Origin of the sequence: Paraburkholderia nodosa DSM 21604, from assembly GCF_000519185.1 — a bacterium.
Lineage (GTDB): Bacteria > Pseudomonadota > Gammaproteobacteria > Burkholderiales > Burkholderiaceae > Paraburkholderia > Paraburkholderia nodosa.
In genome coordinates this window covers 26,116-44,395 of record NZ_JAFA01000005.1, presented here as the reverse complement: position 1 = coordinate 44,395, position 18,280 = coordinate 26,116, and the positions used below count along the sequence as shown (strand labels likewise).

At 67.6% G+C, this 18,280-nt stretch carries 16 protein-coding genes; 4 read left to right on the top strand and 12 right to left on the bottom strand.

The annotated features are described in order from the left end of the window. Window positions 1–43 precede the first annotated feature (43 nt). The 10 genes from A3CW_RS0108445 to A3CW_RS45670 all read right to left on the bottom strand — a co-directional run bounded on the left by A3CW_RS0108445 (window position 44) and on the right by A3CW_RS45670 (window position 11,508). Window positions 44–841 (bottom strand): FAD binding domain-containing protein, encoded by a 798-nt coding sequence (locus A3CW_RS0108445; RefSeq protein ID WP_028203167.1) that lies wholly within the window; start codon window positions 839–841, stop codon window positions 44–46. Between the two features lie 13 nt (window positions 842–854). Next, a complete protein-coding gene (locus tag A3CW_RS0108440; RefSeq protein ID WP_028203166.1) occupies window positions 855–3,245 on the bottom strand; it encodes a xanthine dehydrogenase family protein molybdopterin-binding subunit in 2,391 nt (796 codons plus the stop codon). A gap of 14 nt (window positions 3,246–3,259) precedes the next feature. Beyond that, window positions 3,260–3,757 carry a (2Fe-2S)-binding protein gene (locus A3CW_RS0108435; RefSeq protein WP_028203165.1) on the bottom strand — a complete coding sequence of 166 codons (498 nt, stop codon included), beginning with the start codon at window positions 3,755–3,757 and terminating at the stop codon, window positions 3,260–3,262. A gap of 462 nt (window positions 3,758–4,219) precedes the next feature. Further along, window positions 4,220–5,638, bottom strand: a complete 1,419-nt coding sequence (locus A3CW_RS0108430) for an amino acid permease (protein WP_028203164.1) — start codon at window positions 5,636–5,638, stop codon at window positions 4,220–4,222. Between the two features lie 303 nt (window positions 5,639–5,941). Further along, entirely contained in the window at window positions 5,942–6,598 is a 657-nt protein-coding gene (rqpR, locus tag A3CW_RS0108425; RefSeq protein WP_028203163.1) for a response regulator transcription factor RqpR, read from the bottom strand. Then, window positions 6,595–7,617, bottom strand: a complete 1,023-nt coding sequence (locus tag A3CW_RS45675; protein ID WP_081771584.1) for a sensor histidine kinase — start codon at window positions 7,615–7,617, stop codon at window positions 6,595–6,597. Before A3CW_RS45675 ends, rqpR begins: the two co-directional genes overlap by 4 nt. 407 nt (window positions 7,618–8,024) lie before the next feature. After that, on the bottom strand, window positions 8,025–8,795 hold the full coding sequence (locus A3CW_RS0108415) for a ferredoxin--NADP reductase (RefSeq protein WP_028203162.1): 771 nt from the start codon (window positions 8,793–8,795) through the stop codon (window positions 8,025–8,027). 636 nt (window positions 8,796–9,431) lie between these two features. Further along, window positions 9,432–10,076, bottom strand: a complete 645-nt coding sequence (locus tag A3CW_RS0108410; RefSeq protein ID WP_028203161.1) for a LysE family translocator — start codon at window positions 10,074–10,076, stop codon at window positions 9,432–9,434. A gap of 125 nt (window positions 10,077–10,201) precedes the next feature. Further along, the gene (locus tag A3CW_RS0108405) at window positions 10,202–11,002 is read right to left on the bottom strand and encodes an endonuclease/exonuclease/phosphatase family protein (protein ID WP_028203160.1); all 801 of its coding nucleotides are present in this window, start codon (window positions 11,000–11,002) and stop codon (window positions 10,202–10,204) included. Window positions 11,003–11,055: 53 nt separating this feature from the next. Continuing rightward, entirely contained in the window at window positions 11,056–11,508 is a 453-nt protein-coding gene (locus A3CW_RS45670) for a hypothetical protein (RefSeq protein ID WP_407669729.1), read from the bottom strand. 625 nt (window positions 11,509–12,133) lie between these two features. Between A3CW_RS45670 and A3CW_RS45665 the strand changes: the two genes are divergently transcribed. From A3CW_RS45665 to A3CW_RS0108385, 3 genes are all read left to right on the top strand, one after another. Then, window positions 12,134–12,442 carry a DUF4148 domain-containing protein gene (locus A3CW_RS45665; protein ID WP_051481326.1) on the top strand — a complete coding sequence of 103 codons (309 nt, stop codon included), beginning with the start codon at window positions 12,134–12,136 and terminating at the stop codon, window positions 12,440–12,442. Between the two features lie 231 nt (window positions 12,443–12,673). Beyond that, complete coding sequence (locus A3CW_RS0108390; protein WP_028203158.1) at window positions 12,674–13,780, top strand: NAD(P)/FAD-dependent oxidoreductase; 1,107 nt, start codon at window positions 12,674–12,676, stop codon at window positions 13,778–13,780. Window positions 13,781–13,997: 217 nt separating this feature from the next. Continuing rightward, window positions 13,998–14,309 carry a high-potential iron-sulfur protein gene (locus tag A3CW_RS0108385; RefSeq protein ID WP_028203157.1) on the top strand — a complete coding sequence of 104 codons (312 nt, stop codon included), beginning with the start codon at window positions 13,998–14,000 and terminating at the stop codon, window positions 14,307–14,309. Window positions 14,310–14,388: 79 nt separating this feature from the next. Here A3CW_RS0108385 and A3CW_RS0108380 read toward each other — a convergent pair whose 3' ends face one another. Together A3CW_RS0108380 and A3CW_RS0108375 are read right to left on the bottom strand one after the other, a co-directional pair. Then, on the bottom strand, window positions 14,389–15,903 hold the full coding sequence (locus A3CW_RS0108380) for an amidase (RefSeq protein ID WP_028203156.1): 1,515 nt from the start codon (window positions 15,901–15,903) through the stop codon (window positions 14,389–14,391). A 178-nt stretch (window positions 15,904–16,081) separates the two neighbouring features. Next, on the bottom strand, window positions 16,082–16,780 hold the full coding sequence (locus A3CW_RS0108375; protein ID WP_028203155.1) for a dienelactone hydrolase family protein: 699 nt from the start codon (window positions 16,778–16,780) through the stop codon (window positions 16,082–16,084). A 266-nt stretch (window positions 16,781–17,046) separates the two neighbouring features. Between A3CW_RS0108375 and A3CW_RS45660 the strand changes: the two genes are divergently transcribed. Continuing rightward, a complete protein-coding gene (locus A3CW_RS45660; protein WP_051481325.1) occupies window positions 17,047–18,222 on the top strand; it encodes an NAD(P)H-dependent flavin oxidoreductase in 1,176 nt (391 codons plus the stop codon). Window positions 18,223–18,280 lie beyond the last annotated feature (58 nt).

The following is an 18,280-nucleotide window of genomic DNA, read 5'->3' as shown; positions in this document are numbered from 1 at the left end:
AGCGCTCCCACGTCCACCGGGAAGCGCTCGCCCTCGGGACAGCCTAGCCGTTGGCCTTCGCCACCGCGCGCGCCGCGAGCACCGGTATGAGGTGCGCGCGGTATGCCGCGCTTGCGTGCAGGTCGGTGTTGAGGTCGTCGGCGGGGATCTTCACCGCGCGTGCGGCTTCCGGCGCGAAGTTCGTCTTCAGTGCGCTTTCCAGCGCGCCCGCGCGAAATACCGAAGGCCCGGCGCCCGTGACCGCCACACGCAGCTCACCGGCGTACTTCGCGACGAACACGGCCGCGAGCGCGAAGTGCGAGGCCGGATTGCGAAACTTCTCGTAGGCCGCGCGTTCGGGCACCTGGAATTCGACGGACACGATCAGCTCGTCGGGCGCCAGCGCCGTTTCGTACATGCCGAGGAAGAAGTCGTCCGCTGCGATGCGCCGCCGGTCCGTCACGACCGTCGCGTTCAGCGCGAGCACCGCTGCCGGATAGTCGGCGGCCGGATCGTCGTTCGCGAGCGAGCCGCCGAGCGTGCCGAGCGCGCGCACCTGGCGGTCGCCGATCATGCCCGCGAGGTCCGCGAGCGCCGGCAGCGTGCTGCGGATCTGCGCGTTTTCGGCGACGTCGGCATGGCACACGGCCGCGCCCACCTTCACCACCTTGCCGTCCACCTGCACGGCTTTCAGCTCGGGAATGCGCGTGACGTCCACGAGCGTGGTGGGCTGGGCGAGCCGCAGCTTCATCGCCGCGAGCAGGCTCTGGCCGCCGCCCAGGAATTTGGCGTCGGCGTCGGCCGCGAGCGCTTTCACGGCGCCTTGCGCGTCGCTCGCGCGCTGATAGTCGAATGCGTACATGGAGCGCCTCCGCTCAAGGTTGTGAAGGGGCCTGCGCGGCCTGGATCGCTTGCCATACACGATGCGGCGTGGCCGGCATCTGCAGGTCCTTCACGCCCAGGGAGCCAAGTGCGTCCAGAATCGCGTTGATGACGGCGGGCGGCGAGCCGATCGCACCGGCTTCGCCGCAGCCCTTCACGCCGAGCGGATTGTGCGTGCACGGCGTGCCTTTCGCGGTTTCCACCGTGAACGAAGGCACATCCGACGCGTGCGGCATCGCATAGTCCATGTAAGAGCCCGAGAGCAGCTGGCCACTCTCGTTGTCGTACACGCACTGTTCGAGCATCGCCTGGCCGATGCCCTGGCCGAGACCCCCATGCACCTGGCCTTCGACGATCATCGGATTGATGACGTTGCCGAAATCGTCCACCGCGGTGAAGCGTTCGATGCGCGTCTCGCCCGTCTCGGGATCGACTTCGACTTCGCAGAGATACGCGCCCGACGGATAGGTGAAGTTGGTCGGATCGTAGAACGCGCTTTCGTCGAGGCCCGGTTCCAGCGTCTCCAGCGGATAGTTGTGCGGCACGTACGCGGCGAGCGAGATTTCAGCGAAGGTCTTCGTGCGGTCGGTGCCCGCCACGCGGAATACGCCGTCGGCGAACTCGATGTCCTCCACGCCCGCTTCGAGCATGTGCGCGGCGATCTTCTTCGCTTTCGCCTCGATCTTGTCGAGCGCCTTCATGATGGCCGAGCCGCCCACCGAGATCGAGCGCGAGCCATAGGTGCCCATGCCGAACGGAATGCGGCCCGTGTCGCCGTGCACGATCTCGACCTGTTCGATCGGCACGCCCAGGCGATCGGCCACGACCTGCGCGAAGGTCGTCTCGTGGCCCTGGCCGTGGCTGTGCGAGCCCGTGAACACGGTGACGGAACCGGTCGGGTTCACGCGGACCTCGCCGGCTTCGAAGAGGCCCGCGCGCGCGCCGAGCGCACCGGCGATGTTCGACGGCGCGAGCCCGCACGCCTCGATGTAGCACGAGTAGCCGAGGCCGCGCAGTTTTCCTTGCGCCTTCGATGCGTCGCGACGCGTGGCGAAGCCCTGTACGTCGGCGAGTTCCAGCGCGCGCCCGAGGCACGCTTCGTAGTCGCCGGTGTCGTAGGTGAGGCCAACGGGCGTGGCATACGGGAAGCTCGTGATGAAGTTGCGGCGGCGGATTTCGGCCGGGTCGAGGTTCATCTCGCGCGCGGCCGTTTCCACCAGACGCTCGACCACGTAGGTCGCTTCCGGGCGTCCCGCGCCGCGGTACGCGTCCACGGGCACCGTGTTCGTGAACACGGCCTTCACCTCGGCGTAGATCGCGGGCGTGGTGTACTGGCCCGCGAGCAGCGTGGCGTAGAGGATGGTCGGCACGCTCGAGGCGAACGTCGAGAGATACGCGCCCATGTTCGCCGTGGTGTGCACGCGCATGGCGAGGAACTTGCCGTCCTTGTCGAGCGCGAGTTCGGCTTTGGTCACATGGTCGCGGCCGTGCGCATCGGAAATGAAGGACTCCGATCGTTCGGCGGTCCACTTCACCGGGCGGCGGATTTTCTTCGCGGCCCACGTGAGCGCGACATCCTCGGCATACAGAAAGATCTTCGAGCCGAAGCCGCCGCCCACGTCGGGTGCGACGATGCGCAGCTTCGTTTCCGGCAACCCGAGCACGAACGCGGCCATCAGCAGGCGCTCGACGTGCGGGTTCTGGTTCGCCACGTACACGGTGTAGCTGTCGTCGTGCTGCGAGTAGCTCGCGTTCACGGCGCGCGGCTCGATGGCGTTCGGGATGAGCCGGTTGTTGACGATGTCGAGTGTCGTCACGTGCGCGGCCTGCGCGAAGGCGGCGTCGGTCGCGGCCTTGTCGCCGTGGCCCCACGTGTAGCAGGTGTTGTTAGGCACGCCGTCGTGCACGAGCGGCTGGCCGGCGTCGGCGGCGTGCGCCGTGTCGACGGCGGCGGGCAGCTCTTCGTAATCGACCTCGATCCGTTCGGCGGCATCCTTCGCGGCCTTGACTGAATCGGCGATCACGAGCGCGACCTGGTCGCCCACGTGACGCGCTTTCTCGTGCGCGATCACGGGATGCGGCGGCTCGTTCATGGGCGTGCCGTCGATGCTGTGGATGAGCCAGCCGCATGGCAGGCCGCCCACGTTTTCCGCCGCGAGGTCCGCGCCGGTGAAGACCGCCACGACGCCGGGCGAGGCCTTCGCGGCGTCGATGTCGATGCGCTTGATGCGCGCATGGGCGTGTGGCGAGCGCACGAACACGGCGTAGGTCTGTGCGGGCAGCACGACGTCGTCGGTGTACTGGCCCACGCCGGTGAGGAAGCGGTAGTCTTCCTTGCGCTTGACGGGCGCGCCGATCATGCGATTGGGTTCGGGTGCGTTCATGGTGGCCTCCCGAGTCACGCCGTCGTGACGGCAGCGGGGGCGCCGGCGCGCATTGCCTGCGCGCCCGCGACCACGGCCTTCACGATGTTGTGATAGCCCGTACAGCGGCAGAAGTTGCCGTCGAGCCCTTCGCGCACGTCCGCTTCGGTGAGGTCGGGCTTGGCCGCGGCGAGCGCAGTCGCGCACATCACCATGCCGGGCGTGCAGAAACCGCATTGCAGGCCGTGGCATTCGCGGAACGCGGCCTGCATGGGATGCAGCTCGCCATTCTTCGCGAGGCCTTCGATCGTCGTCACCTCCATGCCGTCGCACTGCACCGCGAGCTGGTTGCACGACTTGATCGCGCGGCCGTTCAGGTGGACGGTGCAGGCCCCGCATTGTGCGGTGTCGCAGCCGACGTGCGTGCCGGTGAGACGCTGCTGTTCGCGCAGGAACTGGACGAGGAGCGTGTGAGGTTCGACCTCGGCGGTCACGGGCGCGCCGTTGACCGTGAGGCTAATACTGATCGCCATTGATTGTCTCCAATGTCGACCGGAGCACGGCGCTGCGTGTGGCTCCGGTCCCATACCAGATGATGGGATAGAGACCTGCCTGGGCCCGCTTTTTCACACTGAATCGACCGCCATAACCGCCCGCAGGAAAACTCGCCCGTCTAACGCGTTGCGCCTCTTTGCGCGCGCAACGCACGGCGCCACGCAAACCACGCGGGGCGCTTCGGGCGGATCGAACGAATGCGGGTGGAGCGGAATCTGGGTCCGGCTGGTGCCTTGCTGTTCAGTGAAGCCTGGGGGTGACGCCCGGACAGTAAAGCACAATTTGCCGAATTTCGCTGCGCGGGGTTTTACCCTCCAGAATGCTTGCAGCACGTGAAAAAAACGGCCCGCCTCGATGACTCGGGGCGGGCCGTTGCGTTGCAGTGCAGCGATCAAAGGCGATCCAGGCGGAATCGAAGCGCCGCGAAGATCACGCGCGCATCAGTCGTGATGCACTCGCTCGTGCGGTGCATGCGCGAGACGCGAATGGCGGCGCGAATAGCCGAAGTAGACGATGAGGCCGAACCCGGTCCAGACCAGGAACGCGATCCACGTGAGCGGCTGGAGGTTGATCATGAGGAACAGACACGAACCCACCGCGAGAATCGGCACCACGGGCACGCCCGGGCAGCGGAACGCGCGCGGCAGGTGCGGGTGCGTCTTGCGCAATACGAGCACGGCGATCGACACCATCGAGAAGGCGGCGAGCGTGCCGATGTTGATCAGCTCGGCGAGCACGTTCAGCGGCACGAGCGCGCCGATCAGGCCAAAGAAAACGCCGACGAGCCAGGTCGTGAAGAACGGCGTGGCGAAGCGCGGATGCACCTTCGAGAGTTTGGCGGGCAAGAGGCCGTCGCGCGACATCGCGTAGATGATGCGGGTCTGGCCGTAGCTCATCACGAGGATCACGGTGAGCATGCCGAGCACGGCGCCCAGATCGATGAAGCCCGCGACCCAGTTTTCGCCCACCGCCTGCAGCGCGAACGAAACCGGGTGGCCGACATGGGCGAAGCGCGGCGAGGGCACGATGCCGGTCACGACCGCCGCCACGGCGACGTAGAGCACCGCGCACACGGCGAGCGAGGCGATGATGCCGATGGGCAGGTCGCGCTTGGGGTTCTTCACTTCCTCGGCGGCGGACGACACCGAGTCGAAGCCGATGAACGCGAAGAACATCACGGCCGCGGCGCCGAACACGCCGCGCCAGCCGTTGGGCATGAACGGATGCCAGTTCGCGGGGGTGACGTGAAACACGCCTACGGCGATCACGAGCAGCACCACGGTCACCTTGATCGCCACCATGATGTTGTTGATGCGGGTGGATTCGCGCACGCCCACGGAAAGCAGCCCCGTGATCGCCATCATCACGAGGAAAGCGGGCAGATTGAAGAGCGTGTGCACGCCGGGCACGGCGCCGGGCGCGGCCGAGAGCGCGGCGGGCAGCGTGAGGCCGAAGCCGGAAAGCAGCGACTGCAGGTAGCCCGACCAGCCCACCGAGACCGCGGAGGTGGCGAGCCCGTACTCGAGCATCAGGTCCCAGCCGATCACCCACGCGGCCAGCTCGCCGAGCGTCGCATACGAATAGGTGTAGATCGAACCGGCCACGGGAATGGTCGAGGCGAACTCGGCATACGCGAGCGCGGCGAAGCAGCAGGCCACGGCCGCGATCAGGAACGAGACCATGAGCGCCGGGCCGGCCTGCACGGCACCCGTGCCGGTCAGCACGAAAATGCCGGTGCCGATGATCGCGCCGATGCCGAGAAAGGTGAGGTCGAGCGCGCCGAGTGCTTTTTTCAGGCCGGCGCCCTGGGCGCTCGCCTGCAACATGTGCTCGACGTTCTTCTTGCGAAAGAGGGACATTTGGCGGGGAACTCCACGTAAAACGCGCGAAGGCGAGGAACTGGAGCCGTGGTTGACCCACGCCCGCCTGCGCCGGCTTCGCGTGCCGGATGTCTTTGGGGGAAACCCTTAATTTTAGCGGAAGTCGTGCGCGAGACCGGTCGAGCAGGGTCGGAAACGCTCGTTTGACGCGGACGATTCCGCCGCAATCCGCGACGCCCGAGCGCGATCCTTGCCGGGACCTGCGCAAACCGCGAAATTCATTTCCGGATCAACGGGTTGTGGCGAGAAGGCCGCCTGGATGCCGCAGGGGGCGCCGGATTCTCAGGCGCTGACGGTAGGCGAGAGGTCGACGAGCCGGTTGCTCATCACATAGAAGGTCAGCTCGGCGTTGTTGGTGAGCTTCATCTTTTCGAGCAGGCGCGTGCGGTAGACGCTCACCGTCTTCACCGAAAGCGAGAGCGCGTGCGCGATGTCGGTGAGACGCTTGCCCGAGGCGAGCATGCACAGCGTCTGGTATTCGCGGTCGGAGAGCTTTTCGTGCGGCAGTTGCTCGCCGTCCACCAGCACGTAGTCGGCGAGCGCTTCGGCCATGGCCGGGCTCACGTACTTGCGGCCCGCGGCGACCTGCTGGATCGCGGCGATCATCTGCGCGGCGTCCACCGTCTTCGAGAGATAGCCGGCTGCACCCGCCTTCAGCGCACGCACCGCGTATTGATCCTCGCGATACATCGAGAACATCAGCACCGGCACGCGCGGCGCCTTTTTCTTGGCGCGCTTGAGCACCTCCACGCCGTTCATGTCCGGCAGCGAGATGTCGAGCAGGACCACGTCGCACACATGCTTCGCGATCGCCGCGAGCGCCTCGGCGCCCGTTTGCGCCTCGATCACCTCGGCGGCAATGCCGCGGTCGAGCAGCAACTGGCGAACGCCCTGGCGCACGACGGCGTGGTCGTCGACGAGCAGGATGCGATGGGTCATGAGCGGGCGCCTTCTTTGTTGAGGAGGGGCGAGGCGGATTGGGAGACGGCGAGCAGCGCGTCCCACGCGAAGCGCGCTCGCACGGTCGTGCCGCGCGGAGCGGCCTCCTGCTGGGCGTCGTCGTGATGCGCGCGCGCGATGCCGCCCTTGACGGCGCGCAGCGAGCCGCCGAAGGCGGTGCAGCGCTCGCGCATGCCGGCGAGGCCGTAGTGGCCGGAGCGGCTCTCAAGCTTGTCGGCGTTGTCGTCGCCGTGAGCGCACGGCAGGCTGCGGCGCGTGCGGGTTGCGACGCGCGCGAGGCCGATGCCGTCGTCGGCGACGGTGAGCGTGAGGTGGCGCGCCGTGCTTTCGAGCCGCACCTCGGCGCACGTGGCTTGCGCGTGGCGCGCCACGTTGGCGAGCGCTTCCTGGGCGACGCGGAACACCGCGAGCGCGGCCTCGGCGGGCAGGCGGGCGAGGCGCGCGTCGTCGCTGGCGCCGGCCACGCGGGCGGCGAGGCCCGTGCGCGCCGCGAAGCTGCGCACCCAGCACGAGAGCGCGGGCGCCAGGCCCGCGTCGAGGTGCGGCGCATGCAGGCCGTCGAGCACCTGGCGCATCGCGCCGGTGGCGGCTTCGAGCGAGCGGGCGACGAGCGCGAGCGCCTCGGCGCATTGCGGCGGCGCGTTGGCGGGCAGCCAGGTGTGGACGTTGGCGAGCGCGAAGTGCGTGGCGGCGAGTTCCGCGCCCACGCTGTCGTGCAGATCGCGCGCGAGCCGGTGGCGGGCGGCTTCGTCGGCGTGAATGGACTGGGCGGCGCTGCCGTGGGCAAGCGCCCGGCTCCCACGCCGGCGTGCGCCGCGCGCAGGCGCGGCAATCTGACGATGCGCGCGGTCGAGGTCTTCGAGCGCGGCCACCGTGGCCGCCTCGTCGGCGGCAGTGGACCATGCGAGGAAGGCGAGGCCGTCGACGCCATGAGCGGCGCGCGGCGCATCGCCGACGGGCGTGCGCGCGTTCGGCGCGGCGTATCTCGACGTATCCATCATTCCCCCGTTCAGGAACCGGTTCCTGCTGTCAGACGTCCGTCGGGATTTGGCCTCCCCGGCGTGACGGTGAACAGCACGGCGCAGCGTAACGAAATTTACAACCAGTAACAACCTGGCTCTGCCCCTGGACACGTATCAGTGTGTCCAATGTTGCGCTGCGATAATATCTTAAAAAAAGAAAAACTTCAGGCTGGACAAGGGTTAGCGGACAAACTTCAGGTGTAGCATGAGGTCGCGCGTCCTTGTCATGTAGGAAAAATACTGACAGGAAAGGTATCTCATTTGTGTGACAACTGTAACTGCGTCAACGACAAAATAAAGGGCCAAATAAAATTCCGCAGGCGAAAAAAAACCGGAGCGCCGGGCTCCGGTTCTTCGAGTCGCGAGCGACTTTGCGCGGGCGCTTAACCGACGAACGCCTTTTCCACCACGTAGTGACCCGGCTGGTTGTTGCTGCCTTCCGTGAGGCCGGCCTTTTCGAGCAGTTCGACGGTGTCGCGCAGCATATGCGTGCTGCCGCAGAGCATGATGCGGTCGCGCTCGGGCGAGAACGACGGCAGATCGAGGTCTCCGAACAGCTTCTTCGTGTCGATCAGCTCGGTGATCCGGCCACGGTTGTCGAACACTTCGCGCGTGACGGTCGGGTAGTACACCAGCTTCTCGCGCACGATCTCGCCGAGGTATTCATGCTCGCGCAGTTCTTCGGTGATGAAGTCCTTGTACGCGAGTTCGTCGACGAAACGGCAGGTGTGGGTGAGCACGATCTTGTCGAAGCGGTCGTAGATGTCCGGGTCCTTGATGATCGACATGAACGGCGCGAGGCCCGTGCCGGTCGAGAGCAGCCACAGCACCTTGCCGGGCAGCAGGTTGTCGGCCACCAGCGTGCCGACGGGCTTCTTGCCGATCAGCACCTTGTCGCCGATCTTCAGGTGCTGCAGGCGCGACGTGAGCGGGCCGTCCGGCACCTTGATGCTGAGAAATTCCAGATGCTCTTCGTAGTTGGCGCTCGCGAGCGAGTACGCGCGCATCAGCGGCTTGCCGTCCACTTCGAGGCCGACCATGGTGAACTGGCCGTTGTCGAATCGCAGGGCCTGGTCGCGCGTGCAGGTGAAGCTGAAAAGCGTGTCGGTCCAGTGATGGACGCTCAGAACGGTTTCTTCGGTGAATTTGCTCATGGTTCCTGAAGTGCGAAACAAGCGCCGCCTGACTGCGGCGATCCTGCCGGCCTGCTGTCCAGTACAGCGTAGCTTTGACGATATGCCCGGGACCCGGCGGCCAGGCTTTACGCCACGGCAGGCAAGTCCCTGTTGTTTTGCCAGTTCGCCCCGCTGCGAACGAGGCGCAATCCGCCATTTTACCGCGCTCGAGCCGCAAGGACCCGGTCGATCCTGCTTGTCGATCTGCCTGGACCGGGTTGGGTCCCCCTGCGCGGCAAGGGAGGGTGGCTCGCTGCGGCGGTGTGCTGGCAACCGCGCGCGGGCGCAACACGCAACGGCGGGGTCTGCTGGCGACGGCAAAAGGGCGGGTCAAACTTCGCCCGGCCTCGCGGGCCGGAGCGGACCTTGCCAGGACCCGCGAGAGCGGGTTCTCCTGCCGCTGGCGACACGCGCCAGATTGCAAAAACGCGATCGGCGTGTGCGAATTTTCGGCTAAATGATACCGGAAGGTCTGACAGCCCGCAGCATTGACCCTGCTGACGGGGCAGTTTCGGCGCGGCTTTTAGGCGCCAATGCGCGCGCAATGGCGCCATTTTCGACGCTGCAACGGTGGTGCGACGGTGCGCCGCGGCGCGCGAGGCGCATCAGCGCGCCCTAGCGGTCGGCCGCGAGCTTCACGCCGAGCCCGATCAGCGCGGCGCCGCAAAACGCGTCGATCGGGCGGCGCAGGCGGCGGTAGCCGCGCTGGGTGCGGTCGTCGGCGAACAGGAAAGCCAGGCTGCAATGCCAGCCGAACGACATCGTGGCGACCGTGGCGAGCGCGACGCCATAGAACCAGAGCGGCGGATGCGCCGGAAACACGGCCGCGAACACGCTGGTCCAGAATACGCACGACTTCGGGTTCGTCAGGCAGGTGATGAGTCCCGCGCGCCAGGTGCGCAGCCACGTGCGCCGGTCGGCGGCAGGCAGCGGTGCGACCGCGGCCTGCGCCGCGGCGGCCAGCTCGCGGCGCACGCCGGAGCGCAGCAGCTTGAGCCCGAACCAGACGAGGTAGAGCGCGCCCGCCACGCGTACGCCGTTGTAAAGCCAGCCGATGTGCTGAAGCACGGCGGCGAAGCCGAGCATGGCGAGCGCCGCCCAGAGTGTCGAGCCGACGCCCACGCCTGCCGCCGAAGCGACACCCAGGCCGCGCCGGCCGGCAAGCGAAAGCTGCGTGACCATGAAGAAGTTCGGGCCGGGGCTGATGAGGGCAAACAGATAGACGACAACGATCTGCAGCAACGTGGCGAGGTAATGCATCTGAGGACACCTGACGAAACACGCGGCGCGCGCGACGCGACATATTAGCGCGGGCTTGCGTGCGCCGGTGGCCGGTGAGTGTCGCTCGGATGCTTCGGGTGACCCACGCGCCGCTGCCCGGCGCGTCAGTCTTCGAGCCGCAGGCGCGCCATGTACGGCAGGTGATCGGAGAGCCAGGCGGTCTCCTGCGCGGGCTGGATCAGCTCGACGGGCTTGAGGCCCCGCACGAACATCTTGTCGAGCGCGAGCGCCGGCGAGAAGGCCGGAAAGGTGCGCGCCGGCTCGCCGAGCAGCGTCGCGACTTCCTGCAGCCCGTGCTCCGCGAAGAGCGGCACGGAGTCGTTGCGCCAGTCGTTGAAGTCGCCCGCCAGCACGAGTGGCCCCTGCGGCGCTTCCTTCACGATCCAGTGCGCGATCCAGTTCATCTGCCGCAGCCGCGCGCTGCGCGTGAGCGCAAGGTGCGCGCACAGCAGCGTGACAGACTGCCCGGCGACGTTTGCGCGCGCAACGAGCAGCCCGCGCCGCTCGAAGCGGTGCGCGGAGATGTCCCAGCGTCCGCCCAGATCGAGCGGATGCGGCGAGAGAATCGCATTGCCGTGCCGCCATGAAGGCTTGAACACATTGGGTCCGAGGGCGATCTGCAATTCGAGCGCGGTGGCGATTTCGGTGGCCTGGCAGTGCCAGACGTCGTCGAGCGGGTCGCCCAGCTGCGCGCCGAAGGCCGAGGCGAGCACTGGTTGCGGCAAGCGGCGAGCCATCGCTTCCTGCAGAAACCACGCGTCGGCATGGGTGGACTGCACCCAGCGCCGCATGGCCTCCCAGGCCTCGAAGCCCAGCGGCGAGCGGCCCTTGTGCAGATTCCAGCTCACGGCGACGAAGTCTTTGTTCAGTGAGGTGTCGATGAGCGGTTGTTCGGGATTTCGCATGCGTTTTTTCTAACGGATTGGGTCACGCCGGGTCGTGTGTTGGATCGATGCGGTCACTGTGCGGACGGCGGCGCGAGCGTCGCGCGCACCCGGTACGCAAGCGAGGGGTTCTGGTCGACGATCTGCCAGGTCACCCACTGCCCGTCGGGCACGATCAGGCCCGGATGGCTCGCATTCACCTGGCGCGGCTGCGGCGGTAGCCGGCAGCCTTCGGGCGTAGTCGGCGCGGCGTCGTTTTCGAGCGTTTCCTGCGCCTCGACCGACAGGACGACCAGGTTCGCGCGCACCTGCAGCGGCGAAACGGTGATCGTGCGCGACAGATCGATGCTGCCTGCCGGCTGATCCTTGCAGCCCACGCTGTGCGAGACGACCTTGTGATGCGTGTCCGTGTGCGCCTGGCCGATCGAGGTCGTGCCATTGAACGCGTCGATTTGCTGGCCGTCGCGCATGACCTGCAGCTCCCACTGGACAGCGCCCTGGGTGACAGGCGCCGTCGCGGGCGCCACAGCGGTCCCGGCGGGCGCAGTGGGCGGCGCCGGGGGCGGGGGCGTCACGGCGCGTGAGGTCGCGGGCGGGGGAGGCGGCGGTGGCGGGGGCTCCGTCGGCGCTTGCGTGCCCGGCAGGATGGGGGGTTCCGAAGGCGTCGTATAAGCCGGCTGCGCGGTTCCCTGCGCCAGCGCGCACACGCTCGTTCCCCCGAGGGCGGCGCAGAGCAGCAGGGCAAGGCAATGTTTCCACAACTTCATATGGGTGGCTCCGTGCACGGCGCCGCGCGAGGCGACAGTGTCGGCGACGCTACGGCGGGGCGGGTACGTTCTGACCATCGATCCTATACCGGGTTCGCAAACGCCGGACCGCAGCGGTTCATGAAACATGGGGACGCGGCAGGGGCGCTTCAACCATCGCGCGCCGAATGATTGGTTATTGAAGCGCAACAACCATAAATCAATTGGGCTGATTTGAAGCGAATTGTTGTCGTGGCTGCAACGCTGACTTGTTGCTTATCGGGATGGTTTTTCGATAGCCCGTGTTTACACTGGCTTCGACGTGTCCGACACGTTGTCTGGATTCCGCCGGCTGGCCAGCATGGGTTGCAAAGCTTGCCGGGTACCGCCTTGAAGGAGCATCGCCATGAAGCAGTCCGTTACGCTTGCCGCCCTGCTGGTCAGCGCCGCCACCGCCTTTGTTACTGCGCCCGCGTTCGCTGGCGGCGATACGGCGACGCCGGCGGTTCAATCGCTTCCCGTCGCGGCGGTCGCCACGAACGCCCCGAAAACGCGCGCCGAAGTGAAGGCCGAGCTGGCCAGCGCCCGTGCTCACGGCGAACTGAGTCTGGACCCGAATTCGCCGGCTTATCCGCAGCAATACGCGATGGGTGGCTATACCGCGCCTCGCGAGCAGGTCACGGGCTTCTTCCACGCTCGCAACGTCGCCAACTGACGCTTTGGCGGGTGCGTGCCTCGCTTGAAAAGCGGGACGCGCAGCGCGGCGACACCCCTGCTTTGTTCCCTTCCGCGCTTTCCTTGCGAGAGTCTGGCGTAGCCTCCCCGCCGGGCGGCGTACAATTTTTGTCATGCGGCAGCGCGCCAGATGCGCTGCCGACCCCATGGCAGAGAGGATCGCGGTGCGGCTGGCTTGCCTGCCGGCGCTGCGAAGGCGGGACGCAGGGACATGGACCAGATCGAATGCGTGGTGATCGGTGCGGGCGTGGTCGGCCTCGCCATAGCGCGGGCGCTTGCCGCGCGCGGGCGCGAGGTGATCGTGCTCGAAGCCGCCGAGGCCATCGGCACCAGCACCAGTTCGCGCAATAGCGAGGTCATTCACGCCGGGCTCTACTACCCGCGCGGCTCGCTCAAGGCCACGTTGTGCGTGCGCGGGCGCGAAATGCTCTACGAGTACTGCGCGTCGCGCAACGTCACGCACGCGCGCTGCGGCAAGCTGCTCGTCGCGACGGCGGCGAACCAGATTCCGCAACTCGAGGCGATTCGCGCGCGCGGCAAGGAAAACGGCGTGTTCGACCTCACGCGCATCAGCGGCAGCGAGGCGCTCGCGCTCGAACCGGCGCTCGAATGCGTCGCGGCCGTGTACTCGCCGCAAACCGGCATCGTCGACAGCCATCAGCTCATGCTCGCGCTGCAAGGCGACGCCGAGCGCGACGGCGCCGTGATCGCGCTGAAGTCGCCGGTCGAGTCGATCGATGCGCAAGGCAGCGGCTTCACGGTGCGAACGGGCGGCGGCGCGCCGATCGACCTCCGCGCCGCCTGCGTCATCAATAGCGCGGGCCTCTATGCGACGAAGCTCGCCAGGCGCATTCGCGGGCTCGACGCGCGCCACGTGCCGCCGTTCTATCTGGCGCGCGGCAATTACTTCAGCGTGTCGGGTCGCGTGCCGTTCTCGCGTCTCATCTACCCGATGCCCAACGACGCGGGCCTCGGCGTGCATCTCACGCTCGATCTGGGCGGCCAGGCGCGCTTCGGCCCCGACGTCGAATGGATCGATGCGGTCGATTACGACGTCGATCCCCGCCGCGCCGATTCCTTCTACGCGCAGATCCGCACCTACTGGCCCGCGCTGCCCGACGGCGCGCTGCAGCCGGCCTACGCGGGCATCCGCCCGAAGCTCTCCGGGCCGGGCGAGCCTGCCGCCGACTTCATGATCCAGGGCGCGGCGTCGCACGGCGTGCGCGGCCTCGTGAACCTGTTCGGCATCGAATCGCCGGGGCTCACGGCTTCGCTCGCGATCGCGCAGCGCGTGTGCGAGATGGCTTCGTTCGATTGATCCGGCTTTGGGCCTTTCTTGCGCCGTTCTTCCGCTTAAGCGGCATCATGCCGCTCACTTATCTCCGGCATTGCAGCGTCACCGGGGCTTGCTTCGTTGTTAAGCTTCTTCGCGACGCCGCCACCAGAGCGGCTCAGAGGCATGCGCGGCGCGCGCCACAGCACGGCGCCGCGCGAAAACCCAGCGAACGAATCGCCACAATACTGGAGTGAGTCATATGAAATCGTCCCGCCGCAGCTTTCTGATCACGAGCATCGGCGTCGCTTCGACGCTCGCGCTTTCGCGCCAGGCCTTCGCCGACGCGCCCAAGGCTGCCGAATCCGATCCCACCTCCCAGGCGCTCGGCTACAAGCTCGACGCGACCAAGGTCGACAAGGCGAAGTTCGCGAAGTACGCGGCCGGCCAGGACTGCAGCAACTGCACGTTCTACCAGGGCAAGGCCACCGACGCGTTCGCGCCGTGCCCGATGTTCGGCGGCAAGCAGGTCGCGGGCAAGGGCTGGTGCAGCGCCTATAACAAGAAGGCGTGATGAATCGGCGCGGGCGCGCAGTACGTAGACCCCACGCGCCTGGCTGCCCGCGCACGTCGTTCATGAAAGCGCAGGCGCGCTAGAGCCGCGCCTGCAGCAAAGGCGGCCGACGGTTGAACCACGGGCGCGCCGCCTCCAGTTGCGCCGCGAGGCGCAGCAACAACGCGTCGTTGCCCTCGCGTGCGGCGAACTGAACGCCGATCGGCAGCCCACGTGCGTTCCACGCGAGCGGCACCGACATCGACGGCTGGCCCGTCAGGTTGAAAAGCTCCGTGCAGCCCGCCCACGCGAACGCCTTGTTCGAGGCTTCGGTCAGCAGCTTTCTCATCAGCACTTCCATCGGCATGGCCGTGACCGCGCGCATCTGGATGCGCTCGCTCTGGCTCGGCTTCAGTTCGCCGATTTTCACCGGCGGCGCCGCGAGCGTCGGGCACAGCAGCACGTCGTAGCGCTTCATCAGGTCGGCGAGTTGCGCCGTGATGCGCTGCTGCACGTCGAGCGCCGCGGGCAGCTCGCGCTCGCCGAGCTTCTGGCCGATGTGCGCCATGGCCCACGTTGCGATCTCGAACTCCTGGCGGCGCGGCTTCGTGCCGGTGATGTCGTCCGCGTGCAGCACGTACTGTTCGGCCACCACCGACCACAGCATGAGGAACGCTTCGCGCGCCTGCGCGTAGTTCACGGGCAGCGAATACGGCTCCACGCGGTGGCCGAGCGACGTGAGCAGTTCGGCGGCGTCGTCAAGCGCGTCGCGTACTTCCGGCGAGAGCGTGTCCGCGAACATCGGCTCGGTCAACAGCGCGATGGCGAGCGGCCTCGACCCATCGAGCGGCGCGCGCGCGGCGGCGAGGAAGGTGCCGGGCGCGCCGGCAGGCAGCGCGGGATCGCCGGCGATCAGGTCGAGCATCAGCGCGCTGTCACGCACGCTGCGCGACACCGCGAGATCGACGCCGAGCGCGCCGGGCGGCGGCGGCACGTCGGACGCCGGCTGGAACGCGCGCGACGGCTTGAAGCCGAAGAGTCCGCAGCACGACGCCGGGATGCGGATCGACCCGCCGCCGTCGGACGCATGCGCGAGCGGCACGATGCCCGCCGCGACCGAGGCGGCCGCGCCGCCGCTCGAGCCGCCGGGCGTGTGATCGAGGTTCCACGGGTTGCGGCAGGGGCCGAACAGCTCGGGTTCGGTGTAGGGCATCTGCCCGAGTTCCGAGGCGCTCGTCTTGCCGAAGATGTTCAGGCCCGCGGCGCGAAAACGCGCGACCACGGGCGCGTCGGCGGTGGGAATGTAGTGGCGGTAATGGCGGCTGCCGAGCGTCATGCGCAGCCCGGCCACCGCCGCGCCGAGATCCTTGACGAGAAACGGCACGCCCGCGAGCGGCCCTTCGCTCAGCGCGTTCACGCCGTTGCCGGACGCCTCGATGCGCCGTGCGCGCTCGCGCGCCGCTTCATAGTCCTTGAGGACGATGGCGTTGATCGCGGGATTGGTGGCTTCCGCGCGGGCGATGGCGGTCTCGAGCAACTCGCGCGCACTCACCTCGCGGCGGCGCACGAGATCGGCGAGGCCGATGGCGTCGTATTCCAGATAGTCGGACTGCAAGGCGCGTACTCCTCGTCGTCGGGTTGGGCCGGGCTTAAGCGATACGGGCTACGCAAGGAGTGTAAGCGGGCGGCGCGCCCGCCGGGTTTGTCGTTGCGCGCGCATCGATGCATCAAGGCGTGCGCAACGACAGCCGGGCATCGACGCAACAGGCGCCGCCGCCCGCGAGACCAGGGTATTACAGATGCTCGGCGAGGAAGCTCAGCGTGCGGCCGTGCGCGAGCGCCGAAGCGTGCTGGTTGTACGAGCCGCGCACCGAGCAGTTGAAGCCGTGATCGGCGTTCGGGTACAGGTGGAACTCGGCGTTCGGGCGGCCCGCGAAGCGCTCCTTGACCTGGCCCACCGCCGAAAGCGGAATGCCGTGATCGAGTTCGGCGTAGTGGAAGAGGATCGGCCTGGTGACCTTGTCGGCGAGATCGAGCTGATTCTGGATGCCGCCGCCGTAGTAGGACACCGCTGCATCCACCGAGCCACCGGCGGCCGCCAGGTAGGCAAGACGCCCGCCGAAGCAGTAGCCGATCGCCGCGACCTTGCCCGTGCACTCGGGCAGCGCGCGCAGCGCGGCCGCCGTCGCGGCGATGTCCTCGACCACGAGGTTGACGTCCGTCTTCTGCATCAGCGCGATGCCGCGATCGCGGTCCGCGCCCACGTAGTCGAGCTCGACGCGCGGGGCCGCGCGCCAGAACACGTCGGGGGCGATCGCCACGTAGCCGTCGAGCGCGTATTGCTCGACGACGTCGCGGATGTGCCCGTTCACGCCGAAGATCTCCTGCAGGATGACGATGCCGGGACCCTTGCCGCCCTTGGGCAGCGCGAGGTACGCGCCGAAGCTGTCATTGCCGGCGGGAATGTCGATCCATTGGGTCGAAACGCTCATGTTGTTTCTCCGTCTTCATCAATGAGTCATGCGACGCGCCGCAGTGGGCTGGCAGGCGGCTCGCACACTGCCCGCGGCGCGTCGCGAAATCGGGGAGCCAGTTTGCCATAGGCCCTTGACTCTCTGCAGCGCACGCCACCGAAAACTCGTTCTCGCAAGCGGATCGTAATGATCTCGATTATTCATTTTTCGGGCACGAGGGCTTTGGCTAGAGTCGGTAGCGATTTGTACCGTCATCGCTCATTCAGCCATACAAGGATCGCCTCATGAGTTCTGCTCCCGCGTTGCGCACGTCGCCCGACTTTTCCACGCCGTTCAGCCGCCGCTTCGGTTTGCGCCTGCCGCTCGTGCAGGGGCCGATGGCGGGCGGCCCGACGACACCCGCGCTCGTCGCGGCGGTGTCCAACGCGGGCGGGCTCGGTTTTCTCGCCGGGGCCGCGCTCGCGCCCGAAAAGATCGCGAGCGAAGTCGCCGCGATTCGCGCGCTCACCGACCAGCCCTTCGGCGTGAATCTGTTCGTGCTCGACCCCGCGCATCCCGACGACGCCACTGTGCGCCGCGCGCTCGAAGCCATCGATCCGGTGGCGGCGCAGTTCGGCCTGCCGCCCGCTGAGGCGCTCGCACGTTACGCGCCTGACTTTCGCGCGCAACTCGACATGGTGATCGAGCTGCGCGTGCCGGTGGTGAGCTTCACGTTCGGCCTCTTGCCCAACGCCGATGTTGCGCGCCTGCACGCGGCGGGCAGCTACGTGATGGGTACGGCCACGCACGTGGCCGAAGCCCTCGCGTGGCGCGACGCGGGTGCGGATGCGATCGTCGCGCAAGGCGCCGAAGCGGGCGGGCACCGCGGCACGTTCATCGGCGAGGCGCCGCACGCGCTCGTCGGCACGATGGCGCTGGTGCCGCAACTCGTGGATGCAGTCGCTGTACCCGGTGCAAGCGGCCTGCCGGTGCTGGCGGCGGGCGGCATCATGGACGGGCGCGGCATCGTCGCGGCGCTCGCGCTGGGCGCGCAAGGCGTGCAGATGGGCACCGCGTTTCTCGGCTGCGCGGAAAGTGCGATTCCCGCCGACTGGAAGGCGCGGTTGCGTGCGTCGACGGATACCGCGACCTCGGTCACGCGCGCAATCACCGGGCGCCACGCGCGCGGCATTCGCAATCCGCTGATGCAGCAACTCGAGGCGCGTCCCGAGGCGGTCGCGCCGTACCCCGTGCAGAACGCGCTCACGCAGCCGTTGCGGCAGCACGCGGCGCGCGAGAACGACGGCGATTATCTTTCGTTGTGGTCGGGGCAGGGCGCACCGCTTTCGCGCACGCGCGAGGCAGGTCTCGGCGCAGCGCAAATCGTCGCAGCGCTCGATGCCGAATGGCGCGCGCTTCTCAGCAAACTTCTCGGCCAACTACTCAGCAAACTACCCGGCCAACTCAGTCACGACGCGTGAGGCACGCGGCCGCATGAGATGCGAGTCTGCAACGCATCGGCGTCCGAAATTAATCGAA

Bases quoted from the DNA above. Each gene is read 5' to 3' on its own strand.
- A3CW_RS0108445 (WP_028203167.1), bottom strand. From the start codon at position 841: ATGTACGCATTCGACTATCAGCGCGCGAGCGACGCGCAAGGCGCCGTG.
- A3CW_RS0108440 (WP_028203166.1), bottom strand. From the start codon at position 3,245: ATGAACGCACCCGAACCCAATCGCATGATCGGCGCGCCCGTCAAGCGC.
- A3CW_RS0108435 (WP_028203165.1), bottom strand. From the start codon at position 3,757: ATGGCGATCAGTATTAGCCTCACGGTCAACGGCGCGCCCGTGACCGCC.
- A3CW_RS0108430 (WP_028203164.1), bottom strand. From the start codon at position 5,638: ATGTCCCTCTTTCGCAAGAAGAACGTCGAGCACATGTTGCAGGCGAGC.
- rqpR (WP_028203163.1), bottom strand. From the start codon at position 6,598: ATGACCCATCGCATCCTGCTCGTCGACGACCACGCCGTCGTGCGCCAG.
- A3CW_RS45675 (WP_081771584.1), bottom strand. From the start codon at position 7,617: ATGGATACGTCGAGATACGCCGCGCCGAACGCGCGCACGCCCGTCGGC.
- A3CW_RS0108415 (WP_028203162.1), bottom strand. From the start codon at position 8,795: ATGAGCAAATTCACCGAAGAAACCGTTCTGAGCGTCCATCACTGGACC.
- A3CW_RS0108410 (WP_028203161.1), bottom strand. From the start codon at position 10,076: ATGCATTACCTCGCCACGTTGCTGCAGATCGTTGTCGTCTATCTGTTT.
- A3CW_RS0108405 (WP_028203160.1), bottom strand. From the start codon at position 11,002: ATGCGAAATCCCGAACAACCGCTCATCGACACCTCACTGAACAAAGAC.
- A3CW_RS45665 (WP_051481326.1), top strand. From the start codon at position 12,134: ATGAAGCAGTCCGTTACGCTTGCCGCCCTGCTGGTCAGCGCCGCCACC.
- A3CW_RS0108390 (WP_028203158.1), top strand. From the start codon at position 12,674: ATGGACCAGATCGAATGCGTGGTGATCGGTGCGGGCGTGGTCGGCCTC.
- A3CW_RS0108385 (WP_028203157.1), top strand. From the start codon at position 13,998: ATGAAATCGTCCCGCCGCAGCTTTCTGATCACGAGCATCGGCGTCGCT.
- A3CW_RS0108375 (WP_028203155.1), bottom strand. From the start codon at position 16,780: ATGAGCGTTTCGACCCAATGGATCGACATTCCCGCCGGCAATGACAGC.
- A3CW_RS45660 (WP_051481325.1), top strand. From the start codon at position 17,047: ATGAGTTCTGCTCCCGCGTTGCGCACGTCGCCCGACTTTTCCACGCCG.